Origin of the sequence: uncultured Algibacter sp., assembly GCF_947495925.1 — a bacterium.
Lineage (GTDB): Bacteria > Bacteroidota > Bacteroidia > Flavobacteriales > Flavobacteriaceae > Algibacter_E.
Window position 1 is genome coordinate 369,878 of sequence record NZ_CANMAU010000005.1, and the last position, 14,783, is coordinate 384,660.

12 protein-coding genes are annotated in these 14,783 nt (G+C 32.9%); 3 read left to right on the top strand and 9 right to left on the bottom strand.

Going from position 1 to position 14,783, the window contains the following annotated elements:
- Window positions 1–3: 3 nt before the first annotated feature.
- The 7 genes from Q0857_RS12615 to Q0857_RS12650 form a co-directional block, all read right to left on the bottom strand.
- Window positions 4–789 (bottom strand): DUF4138 domain-containing protein, encoded by a 786-nt coding sequence (locus tag Q0857_RS12615; RefSeq protein WP_298535814.1) that lies wholly within the window; start codon window positions 787–789, stop codon window positions 4–6.
- Complete coding sequence (traM, locus tag Q0857_RS12620) at window positions 786–1,691, bottom strand: conjugative transposon protein TraM (RefSeq protein WP_367278096.1); 906 nt, start codon at window positions 1,689–1,691, stop codon at window positions 786–788. The genes Q0857_RS12615 and traM overlap by 4 nt, the downstream gene beginning before the upstream one ends.
- A 13-nt stretch (window positions 1,692–1,704) precedes the next feature.
- A complete protein-coding gene (locus Q0857_RS12625) occupies window positions 1,705–2,322 on the bottom strand; it encodes a conjugal transfer protein TraK (protein ID WP_298535818.1) in 618 nt (205 codons plus the stop codon).
- Between the two features lie 6 nt (window positions 2,323–2,328).
- Window positions 2,329–3,168, bottom strand: a complete 840-nt coding sequence (locus Q0857_RS12630) for a hypothetical protein (protein WP_298535821.1) — start codon at window positions 3,166–3,168, stop codon at window positions 2,329–2,331.
- Window positions 3,168–3,749: a conjugal transfer protein gene (locus Q0857_RS12635; RefSeq protein ID WP_298535823.1), complete on the bottom strand. Its 582-nt coding sequence runs from the start codon at window positions 3,747–3,749 to the stop codon at window positions 3,168–3,170. Before Q0857_RS12635 ends, Q0857_RS12630 begins: the two co-directional genes overlap by 1 nt.
- An 18-nt stretch (window positions 3,750–3,767) precedes the next feature.
- On the bottom strand, window positions 3,768–6,170 hold the full coding sequence (locus Q0857_RS12640; protein ID WP_298535825.1) for a TraG family conjugative transposon ATPase: 2,403 nt from the start codon (window positions 6,168–6,170) through the stop codon (window positions 3,768–3,770).
- 272 nt (window positions 6,171–6,442) lie between these two features.
- On the bottom strand, window positions 6,443–6,730 hold the full coding sequence (locus Q0857_RS12650) for a hypothetical protein (RefSeq protein WP_097047315.1): 288 nt from the start codon (window positions 6,728–6,730) through the stop codon (window positions 6,443–6,445).
- Between the two features lie 219 nt (window positions 6,731–6,949).
- On the opposite strand from Q0857_RS12650, the gene Q0857_RS12655 reads away from it, so the two are divergent.
- The 3 genes from Q0857_RS12655 (at window position 6,950) to Q0857_RS12665 (ending at window position 12,467) form a co-directional block, all read left to right on the top strand.
- Window positions 6,950–7,546 (top strand): N-acetylmuramoyl-L-alanine amidase, encoded by a 597-nt coding sequence (locus Q0857_RS12655; RefSeq protein ID WP_298535832.1) that lies wholly within the window; start codon window positions 6,950–6,952, stop codon window positions 7,544–7,546.
- Between the two features lie 150 nt (window positions 7,547–7,696).
- Window positions 7,697–7,984, top strand: coding sequence for a helix-turn-helix transcriptional regulator (locus Q0857_RS12660; RefSeq protein ID WP_298535834.1), 288 nt, complete (start codon window positions 7,697–7,699; stop codon window positions 7,982–7,984).
- A 25-nt stretch (window positions 7,985–8,009) separates the two neighbouring features.
- Complete coding sequence (locus tag Q0857_RS12665) at window positions 8,010–12,467, top strand: NACHT domain-containing NTPase (RefSeq protein WP_298535836.1); 4,458 nt, start codon at window positions 8,010–8,012, stop codon at window positions 12,465–12,467.
- A gap of 3 nt (window positions 12,468–12,470) precedes the next feature.
- Here the strand turns inward: Q0857_RS12665 and Q0857_RS12670 are convergent, their stop codons facing one another.
- Together Q0857_RS12670 and Q0857_RS12675 are read right to left on the bottom strand one after the other, a co-directional pair.
- Window positions 12,471–13,244, bottom strand: coding sequence for an HNH endonuclease (locus tag Q0857_RS12670; protein ID WP_298535838.1), 774 nt, complete (start codon window positions 13,242–13,244; stop codon window positions 12,471–12,473).
- A gap of 4 nt (window positions 13,245–13,248) precedes the next feature.
- Window positions 13,249–14,781 carry a UvrD-helicase domain-containing protein gene (locus Q0857_RS12675; protein WP_298535840.1) on the bottom strand — a complete coding sequence of 511 codons (1,533 nt, stop codon included), beginning with the start codon at window positions 14,779–14,781 and terminating at the stop codon, window positions 13,249–13,251.
- Window positions 14,782–14,783: the final 2 nt, after the last annotated feature.

Sequence of the window (14,783 nt, forward strand, 5' to 3'; positions counted from 1 at the left end):
AAGTTATTTAGCTTTTAGAATAACTTTCCTACCTCCTTTCAATTCTTGTAATTCAATCATCAGTTTTTCATTATCTCCCAATACAAACTTGGGCATTACATACACAAACCTTTGTGATTGTCCTACTTTGATAATGTTAGGCATTTCATGATGATACTCAGCTTGAATCAATAGTTTTTGATAAGAAGCTTTACGTTTCTTATTGCCATTAACTGTATATATGTTCAAATAGTCTATTTCAAAATCAATTTCAGATTTGTTTTTGATTTCCAATACCAGATAAACTTCAGAAGGATTATAAACCATCTTTTGCAGCCGCAATTTGATGCCTCTTTTTCTCTTGGTTGCAATAGAACCAGAATTTAATTTCAATAAATGATTACTGAATTTTTTGAAATAATCTATCCTACCAGATGGCTGAAGTATTGGTTCCTGTTTTAAAATTACTGGTTGTTCTCTTCCGATACTTTCCTTAGATGTAATAAAGTAATTCAACCTTGGTAGCTGTTCTTTATACTTCAAAATATAGGAATAGACTTGACCATTTTTTGTTACGGTAAGTAAGTTGCTCTCGGTTCCTGGAGTGGCTTGCAACAAACCAAAATATTGTTCTTTTTCTCTGTTGTAGGTAAACACAAAGTTGGGTGTTCCTGTAATGCCCTGACGGATAGGTTCAGGGAAAAATAGAGCTACATTCTTTTTATCGTTGGCATAGATAGTATCCAACGATTGTTGAGCAACTATATGGTTTGCAAATAATGCTATTGCGATTAGAATTATGGTTTTCATAGGATAGGTTTTAAAATGAGTTGGTAATTATCGGTTACTGTAACTTTTACGCTGCGGTTATTTCTTTGGAATATCCTTTTGATTCCACTTACTTGTGGCACACCAACAATATTGATATCATCCACAATATCTCCGACTACTTCCTGTCTAGCTTCAGCTCTAAAGCTGTTTTCAATGTATATACCCTCACTTCCGTCCTGAAGGTCAAAAGCATTTAGTTCAACAGGTTTGTGATTGATGTTTTCAATTTCTATAATGGTTCGATTCGGTTTAAAACTCACAAAACCATAAATGGGCGTATTTCTTAGGACAGTCTTTCCATTGATAAGTGCATCTTTTGTCAAATGCATTTGCAAACGATAATTGTTCCGTACGATTTGTGTACCATCTACTCGCACATAAATGAAGGCGTCAGTATTCTGAGCTATTAGGTTTTCATTCTGTAACGGATTTGAAGCAAAAAACAGTTGATGCTCCAACCCTAATTCTTTAGAAGTGATGTTTTCCTCTTTCATAGCTATCTCGGAAACAGAATCTTTTTGAAGTGGCTTTAGCCCAATCTTGACCTTAGATTTTCTAAAACTTCTATCGGAATAACTGATATGCCCGTCATTATAAATACTGTCGATGATACGTTGCTTTTTATATTCCATATAATCGGGATTGAAGTATCCCTTATCATCTATCATATGGTCTGGATAAATTGATGGTGCGGTCGTTTCCCGTTCTTCCTTCAGGTCATCCAGAGCTTCTAATTTGGAATCATACTCCTTTTGCTCATCTCCCAATTCTGGAACGGGAATCTGATTGTTTTCAATCGTTGGTTCTTCTTCATCTCCCAATACAATTACAGCGTATGAGCCAATGAACAGCACTACACATAAAATGACAGTAGCGAACACGGTTTTATTCTTTTCAATTTTCATAATCTTCTAGCTTTTTCAGTTTGTTTTCAAAAAAGTTGGTTATCAATAATCCGTGGGTATTGTTGGGAAAGTTTCTATCCACATGGATAATGTTTCCAGATGTAGTGAGCTTATAAACGTCAATTATTGCCCCTCGATTAATTTCAAAAATGACAGTGGTTTCAAATCGATAGGTTTTTTTTTGAATGTCGATTTTTGATTCAATTTTCAACACCTTTTGTACCAAAGAATATTGTAACAATCGGTTGTAAACTCCATCTGATTTTTTCTGTCTGTACAGTGCATCCACAGAACTATTTCCCAGCCATAAAGCTTTCTCCAGATTCTTTTCATAATTGCTCGCATCTATGTGGTAGAAATAGGTATGGAACTGTTCTAAATGTGATAATACTTCTACTTCTAAATTTTCATTTTGCTGTACCATTTTAAGGGGAATGACACTTCCATCCGAATTGACCACAAAAGCATTGTTAATGGATTCTTTATGAAGCTTTATAACCATGGCTAGTGAAACAATACAGGTTAAAACTCCTCCTATAATGACTGCTAAAACAATGAATCGGTTCAAGCGGAGTACGTTGTAAATATTTTGATATGGTGTTTTCATAATTAATTAGGCGGTGAAAAGTTTAAAGACAAATGATGTTGCCCTACGATAGAGTTTGAATTTGAGCAGAACGATAAATCCAATAGAACCAAATTGAAGTAAAGGCGCAAAAAATGTACTACCCCAATCTGTTCCAAAAAGGGTGTTCCAAAAGTTGGTATTGATTTCCGTATACAGATTGTTTACACATACGTTGACCAAGAAAAAAGCAGGTACTAGCATATAGACTCCTGCATAGAGTTTAAAGAAGTTGTATGCCAACGAACGGAACTTTTCAAAAACGGCAAGACTAATGACCAACGGGAAAAACGCTTGCATTATCCCAAGTAAAAAGTAGCGTTCTGCTAGAAATAACGGATAAATAAACAAATCCAATAACCAAAGAAAGATGCCTATTATAAAAGCCAGCATTTTTAATCCATACAATGGCGTTACTAATGCTTCGTACAACATGGCCATTGCTTTTTTGGCGGCTTCCAATGCGCCCACATCCTGTTCCAAATCGATATCTTGAATCTGTAAAGGGAGGAGCGCAGGAGCCGTGTCTCGGTATTGGGTCTCAATGGCCACAAGAATGGTATCAAAAACATCCAATACCTGTGTAGAAAAGATGACCAAAATGACGACTGCAAAATTCTTTGCCAATTCTGCTGGAGTTAATCCCCAGGTATATCCCTCATTATTAGCTACACCTTCATTGTATTTTTTTAAAATATTGATGAGAAAGAAGAGGATAGCCAGTGTCTTCATTCCAGTAATGGTGTACTGTGAAAAGTCACTGTTTTTGATGGTGGTAAACACTGCATCAACATATTCCAATCCTATACCCAAAAAGATACCTGCCATTAGTAATTGGTTTCCCTGTTATTGATTTTATCTTGCATTTCTCTAAAGGCAATAATCTCACGATAGCGTTTGGTCTTGGCCTCAATTTCAGCCACCATTTCCTTAGATTGTAACTCTATGCCTTTAAGAACTTCTGCACGTTCGGCATCGGTCATTTTAAGATTATTACTGGAAAGAATCTGGTCTATATAATCCAATCCTTCCAAGGAGCTTTCAATTATGGAATTAAAGGATTCTGAAACCCTATTGACTTCATCTGATTTGATATAGGGCGAGTTCAAAATTCCCCTTAAATCGTTCTGTACCATATCAAATAATTTTTGATTGTTTCTTGCTATATCACGTACTGCTTTTAACTGTTTAATCACATTGTTAACCTTCTCGATATTTTCCTTTTGAGTTTTTAGAAACTGTACTGTTTTCAATAATTGAGAGGTCTGTTTTGCCGATTCTAGCAGGGATTTGGCAAAACTGATAAAGTTCGTATTGTCATACACTGGCATCCCTTGGCAGGCAGCGCCTGCTGGCATTAAAAGGGCAAAGGTTAGGGCTATTCCTAAGAGTTTGATTTTTAATTTCATGGTTATCGTTTTTTAGATTTATAATTGTTTAATGAATGTTTTTATGGCTTCTTCCATATTATCGATGTCATTATAAATGGTCATTATGGCCTCATTTTCCTTACCATCTGTGAGGTAAGCGGCATACACTTCTTTGGGCACTTCGAGGCGAAAAATATTGCTCTCCTTTCCAATCTTGATGAACATTTCTGTGTACTTTCTATCTCCCGTAAGGTTATTGCGGATAGATTTCAATTGGTTTAAATCATGGTTCGAAAGATTCAATCGTTTTTGAAGTTCTTCGTACCCTTTCTCGTTCCGAAGACTGTAAATGACCTGTGTATTCTCTAGAATACTGGCCGACGTGGAATTGTTCGGTAATTGATTGATGGATTGCAGAATAATACCAATAGCACCATTTTGTTTTCGGATAGCCTGATAGTAGAATTCCACACTTTCCAAAACATTGTCAAACTTCAGTTGTTTGGCAAACTCATCAAATAAGATAATACCTCTTTCGGAACGATTACGCCAGATAGTAATTTGGATAGCTGACTTGATGAGCTTCAGCATAACAGAAAGGATTTCCTTGTTGTCCTTCACTTCATCTAGTTCAAAGACAATCATTCGCTTATCCTCAATTTTATAAGTCTGGTCTTCACTCACATTGAAGAGGAAGCTGTACAACCCATCATCCACATATTCCGAAAGGATATGCAGGAAGTTGTAAACACTAAAATGCTCTTCCCTTATACTAAGAGCCTCTATGAGGCTGTCTTTTTTATCGTCTATAAACTGATACAAAGAAGCCAGTGAATGATTTAATCGGATATGCTTGTAGTAATACAGTAGTACCTTTTTAATGGCCACTTCCTTGGCTTTTGAAACCTGATTACCTTCAGCCAATAGTTCTAATAGAAAAATGGCAAGGTCTTCCAATCGCTCAGGGGTCAAATCTGCTTCATTGGAAATGTAAAAGGGATTGATTCCTAGATTCTTTCCCTGCTCATATCGTAAGATGATATTGTCATTGGGATAGAGCTTCGCGAATTTGGAATAGGAACCTCCCAAATCGATAATGACCAGCCGAACGTCGGCTTCGAAGTATTGCCGAAGTATATTATTGGCTAAAAAGGATTTACCTTCTCCTGTTGGGGCAAAAATGGCAAAGTTTCTGGCTTTGATACGCTTCTTTTGTTCATCCCATACATCTTTTAAAACTGGAATATTGTATTGTCTATCATTGAAAATGACGCCAGTGGCGTCTGACAAGTAATTTGTATTGTTAATGTATAAGCATAATGCATGCTTTAAATCGGAGACATATAAATCTTCATTAGAGAAATTGGAACTGAAACAACAATAAGAGTTAAGGAAATAGTGCTTTCGTTCTTCCCCCTTTGGGTAATATGGTACAATGTCTAATTCCTTGAATTCAGTCTTAATCTTCGAAGCAATATTTTTTAGCCGTCCGGCTTCCGGACACCAGAAAATAATGTTGAGATGCCCACGTATAATTCTTGAACTATCGTCTTCATTAATTTTAGCAACAATGGCTTCAATCTTCCTTTGAATGACTTTGTTCTGTGTTCCGAAGTTGGAGCTCTTGCTAAGCTCTTCAATTTTCTTGTCCAGTAGTTTTCTCCATTTGTGTTTGTCATCTAGGTAAATGATTTGGTTGATGATATGGTTTTCATTTAGGTTCAAACCCAAACTATCAATAAAGCCCTGATGGAATACAAAATCATCTGAAGTGAATTTGTCATTGGTCTTACTGCTTTGTACCGAATCCCCAAAACAGAGTTCGCTATTTACTGCCAGTACATCAAAATGGTTCTCTCCAACTTCAATTGCTGATTTTTTCAATTGAATATCGGTATCAAAACCCTCATTAAATCCATTGAAGTATGCATCGCATACATTTAGTATTTCACTCTCGTTTAATGGCTTCAGGGACACTTTACGACTGTTATTGATAAAGGAAACCGCATCGTTTACCGAAGCAATAAACTCCTGAACATTATGGTCCAATTGTTTGTGAATGCCCTTTTCCAACTTACGGAACGGATTGGTAAATTTTGAAGCATTCAAAGCTTTGTCCAATGGAAGGGTAAAAAACAAATAGGATTCATGGGTAATGCATTCCCGTCCTTTAAAATGATTGTAGGTTGCCTTTTCCAAAAAGCTTTTATTGGGTAGATTATTTGCCTCATAGAGGCTTTTTTGATAAATATCCTGTTTATGGATTACTGTACTTGTTGGTAGGGATTTGAATGCTTGAAACCATGAACCGTGCAGGTCTTCAAAGTCCTTTTCTGATAAGGAATAGATTTCTGGTAAATCAGTTTTATAGCATAGTACTACATTACCATTATTAGCAAAAACAATGTTTTTTTCTATGCTTAATATGGGGTGGTATGCGGATAGGTTAATCTTTATCATATTTGAGTTGGCTTTGTTTTTTGTTGCTTATTGTTGTTGGGAATACCTTGTTGAAATGCAGTAAGACAGAATGCTTGGAAAGTCGGGTAAGCACCACATACAATGTCCCGTTAAGTACGAATACCGCTATGATGACCAAAAATCTGAACGAAAAGATGATGAATAGCAATGACCCGATGACCGATGTCATCATCAAAGCGAACAATGAAATGGGCAACCCCATTATCACTGCTCGCTTTCGGATATCCTTATAGATTTCGTAGCGTTTCATGTTACACCACGATGCCTATGAGATAGGTAAATATGCCCACTACTGCACCCGCAATTAGTACAAAGACCAATACACGGGTAATTCCTTTTTTGAGGTCTGCATTCTCGCCAAAGAAATGTCCGGCATTAAATAGGAAGCCTATTAGAAAGATTACTCCCAGAATGATGGGAAAGATGGCTCTTATAGTATCGGAAACATCATTAACGGAATCTTCAATACCTCCAATTTGTGCAAAAATGGTATTGGAAATGAGCAGTAAAAAAGCGGTGAGGAATAGTGATTTTTTCATGTTGAAATTGATTTAAAATTTGTTGGATTTCGTTATTTGAAAAATACACTATATTGAGTATCAAAATACTGAATATCAGCATTTTGTGAATAAAATATCATTTATATCTAATTGATTTTCAATGATATGAATTGACATCAAATCGTATGAAAAATTGAAACGCCTATGTTGATAACTCCAAAACTTTTGAATCGCACAATGCTCAAAAACGTCAGTTTTATGATTTTACTGCTGAAAATGTGTTTCGTTTTTGGTCAGAAAAAAGTTGTGGTCATCGACCCTGGGCATGGTGGAATTGATTCAGGTGCCATTGGTGTAAATGGTATTTATGAAAAGGATATGGTTTTGAAGGTTGCCAAAGCCATTTTGAAACTGAACAAATCCCTTTTTGAGAACGAATTGGATATCTATTTGACTAGATATACCGATACACTTATTTCACTATCCGATAGAAGCCGATTAGCCAAGAGTTTAAAAGCAGATGTATTTGTGTCGTTACATTGTAATGCCTCTCAAAACAATTCTAGAGGTCTAGAAGTTTATGTGCATCATTCAAGAAATAAAAAGTCTATTGCACTTGGGGGTTCTATTCTGAATGAAAGTACCCAAAAACTTGGTTTTGAAAAACGAGGTGTGAAGTTTGCTAACTTTCAGGTACTACGGGAAACCATTTCGTCTTGTTCCGCTGTACTTGTGGAGATGGGGTTTATAACCAATACTGATGAAGCTGATTATTTTTTGAAAGCTAGAAATATTAAAGCTACAGCGCTGGCGGTCTTGATGGGGATTATGGGCTACATAAATGCTGAATTGTGAAATAGTTTTTTTTGGATTGTCAAATGTTTGAGAGAGATTACTTATAAATATATTTCAAGAAATAATTTATTCGATAGAAAAGTGCAAGAATATGATTAGTAATTTTTTATTTTTAAATTAGACAAATTTTGACAAGAAATATTTTGACAAATGGAAGAGCTATCTGAATTGCTAAAATCAAGACGTGAAAGGAAAGGACTATTGCTAAGAGAGGTCGCATCTAAAATAGATGTCGATACAGCTCTAATAAGCAAAATTGAGAATAATGATAGAAGACCAACGAAAGAGCAATTGAAAAAATTATCAAAAGCCTTAGAAATTGATTTTATGACTCTTTCGACTTTATGGTATGCGGAAAAGATTTATGAGGAAATAAAAAATGAAAAAAATGTTGATGACATCCTAAAAGAAATAAAGAAAAAAGTAAAACAGTATTAGCCATTATAAAATAGATAGTATTAGTATGAATCTTGAATATTTAAAAAGTCTTCCTTCTTCAAAATATGATTTACCTATTGATGGTAATAAAATGCTATTGCCTATAAATGGAATGCTCTGGGAAGACTTTGAAAAGCTTTCGTTAAGAATGGTTGAATATGTTGAAGGTTTTAACATTTCTGATTGCGAAATATTCGGAAGAAAGGGACAAAAACAGTCAGGTATAGATATTTACGGACTAAGAAAAAATGGGAAATACTATACGTTTCAATGCAAAAAATACGAATCAATTTCTACCTCAGATTTAAATAAAATTTTATCTGATTTTGAAGAAGGTGAATGGTTCAATAAAACTGAAAAATTCTTCATTTGTACTTCTGCTAGTTTTAGTGATGTACATGTACAAAAGCGATATGAAGAATTAAAAAAAAGGTATCTAAAAAAGGGAAAACAGGTTGATAAATGGGATTATTCTTCAATAAATAGAATCTTAAAAACACATCCGAAAATTGTATATGATTTTTTTGGTACTGAATGGTGCAAAGCGTTTTGTGGAGAAGAGGTTTATACCAGCGTAATTACATCAATAGATTTTAATCAAATAGAGCGCTCTTTTGATAAAGCATCTTTCTTTTTATCAAGAGTAAAGAATTACTTTGATAAAAAACAATCCAGCCATATTGATAGAAAAGAGACAAAGAAAATAATTGAATGGGTAGTTACTGATTTAAAAGATGGTAAGAAGAACCTTCTCATCTTGGAAGGCGATAAAGGGATGGGGAAGTCCGTAATCTTGAAAGATGTATATGAAGAACTAAAAAGTCAAAATTTTGCAGTATTTGGTATAAAAGCAGATAAGTATTATGCCAATTCCCCAAGGGAACTCGAAAACAAAATATTTGTAGATGATAATATTACTTTTTCAAAAATTATAGGAGCGTTAAACACATACAAACGGGAACTTGTCATCATTATTGACCAGTTAGATGCTTTGTCTCAAACACTATCATCAAATAGAGAATATATTCAGACTTATAATAGAATAGTTAGTGAATTGCTTGGGGAAAAGAATATCAGAATTATTATTTCATCTAGAAGCTTTGACCTAAAATATGATGCAGAACTAAGTATTTACAAATCAAATGAATACCATAATATAAAAACTTCTCTATTAGAGGAAAAGGAAGTTATAAATACGCTTCAAAACTTTGGGGTAAATTGCTCGCAAAAAAAAGTTTTAGAACTTTTAAGAACCCCGAACCAATTGGAAGTGTTTTGTAAGCTTCCTAATAAGAATAAAATTAATCTTGATACTTTATCATCCTTAAAGGATTTATATGATGCTTTATGGAAAAGTCTCATAATACCAATGGTGGACTTAAAATTAAGTGAATTACTTTATAGTATCGCTATTGAGATGTATGATAGACAGCAGATAGTTGTCAATGATAAGTTTTCTGATAGATATTATTCGGAGATTCAATATCTGCTCAGTAATCAATTAATTATCAAAGAAGAATCTGAGATTCAATTCTTTCATCAAACTTTTTATGATTACACCTTTTCAAGACAATTTGTAGAGAAAGGGAATGATATATTCAACTATCTCAATGAGAATGAACAGAACTTAGAGGTTAGGTCTATAATAAAGATGGTTTTTGAATACTTACGTGAATATGACCATGGCAGGTATGTTTTAAGTATAAATTCTATTCTTAAATCTTCTAAGTACCGTTTTCATATAAAGTCCTTAGTAATAAGTAATCTTGGTATTGTAACAAATCCGTCAAATCAAGAAAAGGAAATATTTCATAGATACATATCGAAAAATTATCTCTTTGAAGACGTATTTGTCCATTCTATTGTTTCTCAAGGATGGGTTGAATATTTAATACATCAAAAAGCATTGAATAAGTTTCTTTTTAATCAAGAAACGTTGGCTAATAAGATTCATAAAATTTATAAAAAACAGTCAGTAGTTCGCATTGATTTTTTAGAAAAGTTTGACCCTGTAAATATAGTTGACTATCAAAGAAATCTGGTTTGGCGATTCTTTAGGAATAATATTAATGTTGTCCCTCTCTCAATAATGAAATATTTAGATGAATTAGAAGATTTTGACGATAAACCAAATTTTAATGAAAGGGTTCTTTCGGGGCTTAACGAATGGGAGCATGAAAAATTACTTCCATTTTTCGAAAAATATATAACGTTTAACGAAAAGACCAAGGGCAGAGATAACTTTTGGTATTATGAAATTTTAAAAAAAATATTTGAACATCATGAGTTGTACGTAATTAATTTGTTAAAGCCTATTTTAATTGACGCTTTTAGCTCTGGAGATTCCTGGCATAGTAACAAATTTCTTCATGAACAAGAAGAATTATTAAAGGCTATAATTGCCAAAAGCCCTGAAGTGGGTTTCAGTTTTATTTTAGACATCTATAAGACAGTAATAGATGAAAACAAAGATGAATCGCTTCTGGAGGAAATTAAAAGTCCACTTTATAAATGTTCCAAGTTTATTGATGGTTTCAGTTCTAAAGAAGATGTCCATATTGTAATTGAAGACTTACTTGTAAAGCATCTAAAATCAGAATTTCAAAATAGTAATTACATATTACAATTTTTTGATGAGCACAAAAATTCAAACTCTATTGATATTATACGCTTAATTCTTCTGACTTTTAAAAATGAAAAAGTCAGATATATTGATAGTGTATATGAGTTTATTGGTATTGTATGTGCTAAAAATGGATTTAACGGTTATGACGATAAATTTCAATTGTATTTCAGGCAGGTAATTGGCCAGTATTTTTCCCACTTTTCCTCAGAGCAAAAAGAAAAAGTAACGGAAATACTTCTTTCTGTAAATAGTCCTTACGATTTCAAATATTATAAGTACGAAAATGATGAAGGACGAGAAAAAGTAAACTTCTACGGTATTAGTGAAAAAAAGTTTTTGTTCATTAAGCAACTTTCAAAAGTTGAAATATGGCAAATTCCTACTTTAAAAAAAGCCTATCAAGAATATTATAGAAAGTTTGGTGATGTGGATAGTAATAAAGCCTTAAACGTTTCTTCTAGTAGAAGTTATGGAGTAGGTGCACCCCTATCCCAAAAAGCTTACAAAGAAATGGATTTAGAAAATTGGCAAAATAGTATGTCAAAGTTTAATGATGATTATCGTGGAGAGCGTGGTCCGAAAGGAGGAAAACTCGAACATTCTAGAGCATTTGTAGATAGTGTGAGAAGTAACCCTAATAAGTTCTATGACTTTATCCTAAGTTTATTTGAAAATGAGAATATTTCTAATGACTATATATCATCAGGGGTTGATGGATTAATTCAAGCGAAATGTGAACCGGAAAAAGTTAAAAAAATATACAAGAAATTTATCAAATTAAATTTAGACCTAGTAAATACTTTATATGCCATTCGTCAATGTGATTACCTGATAGATAACAAATTAGTTGATGATGAAATTTTAGCCTTTTTAAGCACAAATGCATTAAATCATCCCCACCCTGAAAAACCAATAAATGATGCTTCATCAGATAGCTTAAATAGTGTTAGAGGTTCTGCTATTCATAGAATAATGCAATGCTATGAACAAAAACAATTTGAGGAAACTATTTTTCAGATTGCGGAAAAGGCGGCTTTTGACCTTCAAACATCCGTAAGAGTTGCAGTTTTACAAGAGTTAGGTTATCTGAACCATTTAGATTTAGCAAGAAGTTTTAAAATTTTTGAACTGCTAACTGAAACTGATGATATTGAATTATTAAAAAACTCTTTTAGAACATCTCAATATTTCAATGTTAAATTTCATAAAGAAATGTATCCCTATTTTGAAAAAATTATTCAGAATAAAGAATTACATAAGGATGGACACGTTATAGTTTTGAGTTGGCTAAATGAAAAAATGTCTGATAAAAGACTTTATAAAAAGTTTATAAAATCAAGTAGTGAGGCAAAACTATGTGCATTGAATATTGCTGAAGCAAATCTTTATAATGAAAATGAGACAACCTCAAAACGAGCATTTAAAATCTTGCTTGAATTTTTAAATAAAAATAATGAGGATTTTGCGACAGCCTATTCAGGAATCATTTTAAGAAAATTCAAAAAACATAACTTCGAAGAATCTTATGAGTTTTTATTGAAGTATTCAAAGAGTAAATTATGTATGGCTCAACCTAGCTGTTTTCTGCAATTACTTTTAACCTGTGTCAATGAGCATCCAGTAAAATGTCTTCATTTGATTCAAAACCTAAACTATCATAAAACTCCCAACATACAAAGAAAAGGATATTATGATAAAGAGCCTGTTCAATTGATTTTGGCAATATATTCTAAACTAAATATGGACTTGGAAGATAATAGAAAGTTCATAAAAAAGTCCCTTGACATTTTTGATGATATGTTAAAGCACAATCATTTGAGAAGTACCTTAAATGAGGCGATGGACTTAATTACCTGACTTTTAAGCTAAACTATAATACTTCAATTCTTCATAGTATTCGCTACTATTTAGAAGAATCATAGGTATTTCAGTATAGAAATCATTATTAAACCCAAATTCAAAGAAAAGGGCATACTTATTAAAAGGAGGCTTAAAGGTTTCCATTGAATCATCGTATAATTCAATTTGGAATTTAAATGCTCTTGTCGATGGTACTTCAAGCTCATCTTTTAATATTGTTTCTATAGTTTTTCCATCTAAAGTCATCTTTATTTTATAGGTTATTGATGGTCTTAAAATATTTGGCAACGGAACATTTGGACCTGCCAATCCAATTGGTAACCTTCTTGTTTTTAGTTTAATACCAGTTAGCAACAAAGTTTTATCTGAATTGTTAATTAAACTAAAATTAAATATAGGAAACAACGATTTTAATTTTACTGCTTCAAAAGAGTTTTGAACATTTTCAATAGGTCTCCAGCTGCAGTTTTCTTCATCAACCGAAACTGAAATAAACTGCACTTTAGAATTTCTATTACGGAGATTTAATTTTTTATCAATTACATCCTTCTTTGAAATATCATCTTTGGTGATTTTAGAATGGCATGTAGGACATAAAAAAAGTAAATTATTCTGTTCATTATTGGAAGGGTCTTCATCAATATGATGGATTTGAAAATGGCCAACATCGTTATTTTCACAAAAAGGACAAACTGAGCCTATTTCTTTCTGTAATTCAGCTTTGACTTTACTTAATTGAGGTATTGACGTTCTTAGTTTTCGTTTTTTCATCATAGTCCTAAATTATATCAACACCTAAATTTTCCAATTTTTCATTAGTAGTAGGAGTAATAGATTCAAGACAGGCAATACATAAAATCTTTCTGGCACGACTAAAAGCTACATAACCTAATCTAGGATAATCACTTGTAGCCTTATCTTTATGCGTATCCCGAATTTTTGTATCAGTCTCTAGCCATAAGTTGAGTTCCTTTTCCGTTTTAGCAACAGCTAATACAGCATCAACTTCCAAGCCTTTAAACCTATGTATGTTTGATACCATTACCGCATCTGTGCTTCGTTGTGCGTCAATACTCATCCTTAAATTATCTATTTTAAAAGGAATACGATTCTTCACTTGTAGATTTAGAGTTTCAGCAACAAATTTTATAAAAGTATTTTCATTATTAATTTGACCTTTTCTAATAGCTCGTATAATTTGTACGCTTTTCACGCGTAAATCAAAAGAAGTCTCTTTATATGTTTCGCAATACTTTGATTGACTCATATCTAATACAGATAATAGGGTATCTCTAATCTCATTAATTGGCGAAATGTTTATTGACCTATCTGGAGATAAAACATTTCCTTTCAAGGCAGCAATAGCCTTTTTTATCACATAATTTTCTTTAGCAATAATTCCTCTTTCTTTATGAGGGATATTATGCCTTTCACAGATTTCGAAAAAAGCAGGTAACATTGTTGTTATATCAGCAGGTTTACTAATAAATTTCACACTTTCCCCAATGATAGTATTAATCCTTTGTTGTTCAAATGTTTCAGAGTCATACCGCCTCTTGCTAAAATGATTTAAAAAGTTCACAATAGGTTGTGCAGACCTACGATTTGATTTGTTAAGAGTGGTTATATATTTAGAGTTTCTAGAAGCTTTTAAAATTGGAAGATTATTAAAATCTTTAATTGAAGAATCAAAACTTTGAATATATTGTTCAGGGTCACCAACACAATATATAATAGTTTTTTTCTGCTTTCGTATATGTTCAATCACTCCAAATATTTTATTATTAGTGTCTTGAAATTCATCAACAAAAAGGTATTGAATTCGATTACTAATAATTTCTTTTATCCGTTTATTTGCGAAACATTCCTCAGCAAGTACAAGAGTTTGGTCATAAGTTATGTATCCATCTTTAAGAAGTGCACGTTTCATTCTACCTCTTATAGCATTTACAATTTTAAAATCGTCCGGTTTTGTTTGGCTTTTAAATAGTCTTTCCAAAACGTTATCTGTACCACATTGTATAAATAGTTTTTCTCTTTTTACATCCTGATTATTTATGCTAGAATATGGTATAACTACAAACTTGTTTAAAAAAGAATGAGTTGTACCAATAAACAAGTTTGGGGGAATGGATATCCTTTTAGAAAGTCTTCTTTTTATATTTTGAGTAGCTGAATTGGTATATGTAATAACTATCATATAACGGTGATTCTCAAGATAAGGAAGAGCCTTTATTATCTCATCTACCATTCCATGAGTTTTCCCTGCACCTGGTCCTGCTATTACTAAAGTTGGATTAACTGCTGGCATCT

Coding starts and splice junctions, on each gene's coding strand:
- Q0857_RS12615 (WP_298535814.1), bottom strand. CDS start 789: ATGAAAACCATAATTCTAATCGCAATAGCATTATTTGCAAACCATATA.
- Q0857_RS12625 (WP_298535818.1), bottom strand. CDS start 2,322: ATGAAAACACCATATCAAAATATTTACAACGTACTCCGCTTGAACCGA.
- Q0857_RS12630 (WP_298535821.1), bottom strand. CDS start 3,168: ATGGCAGGTATCTTTTTGGGTATAGGATTGGAATATGTTGATGCAGTG.
- Q0857_RS12635 (WP_298535823.1), bottom strand. CDS start 3,749: ATGAAATTAAAAATCAAACTCTTAGGAATAGCCCTAACCTTTGCCCTT.
- Q0857_RS12640 (WP_298535825.1), bottom strand. CDS start 6,170: ATGATAAAGATTAACCTATCCGCATACCACCCCATATTAAGCATAGAA.
- Q0857_RS12650 (WP_097047315.1), bottom strand. CDS start 6,730: ATGAAAAAATCACTATTCCTCACCGCTTTTTTACTGCTCATTTCCAAT.
- Q0857_RS12655 (WP_298535832.1), top strand. CDS start 6,950: ATGATTTTACTGCTGAAAATGTGTTTCGTTTTTGGTCAGAAAAAAGTT.
- Q0857_RS12660 (WP_298535834.1), top strand. CDS start 7,697: ATGGAAGAGCTATCTGAATTGCTAAAATCAAGACGTGAAAGGAAAGGA.
- Q0857_RS12665 (WP_298535836.1), top strand. CDS start 8,010: ATGAATCTTGAATATTTAAAAAGTCTTCCTTCTTCAAAATATGATTTA.
- Q0857_RS12670 (WP_298535838.1), bottom strand. CDS start 13,244: ATGATGAAAAAACGAAAACTAAGAACGTCAATACCTCAATTAAGTAAA.
- Q0857_RS12675 (WP_298535840.1), bottom strand. CDS start 14,781: ATGCCAGCAGTTAATCCAACTTTAGTAATAGCAGGACCAGGTGCAGGG.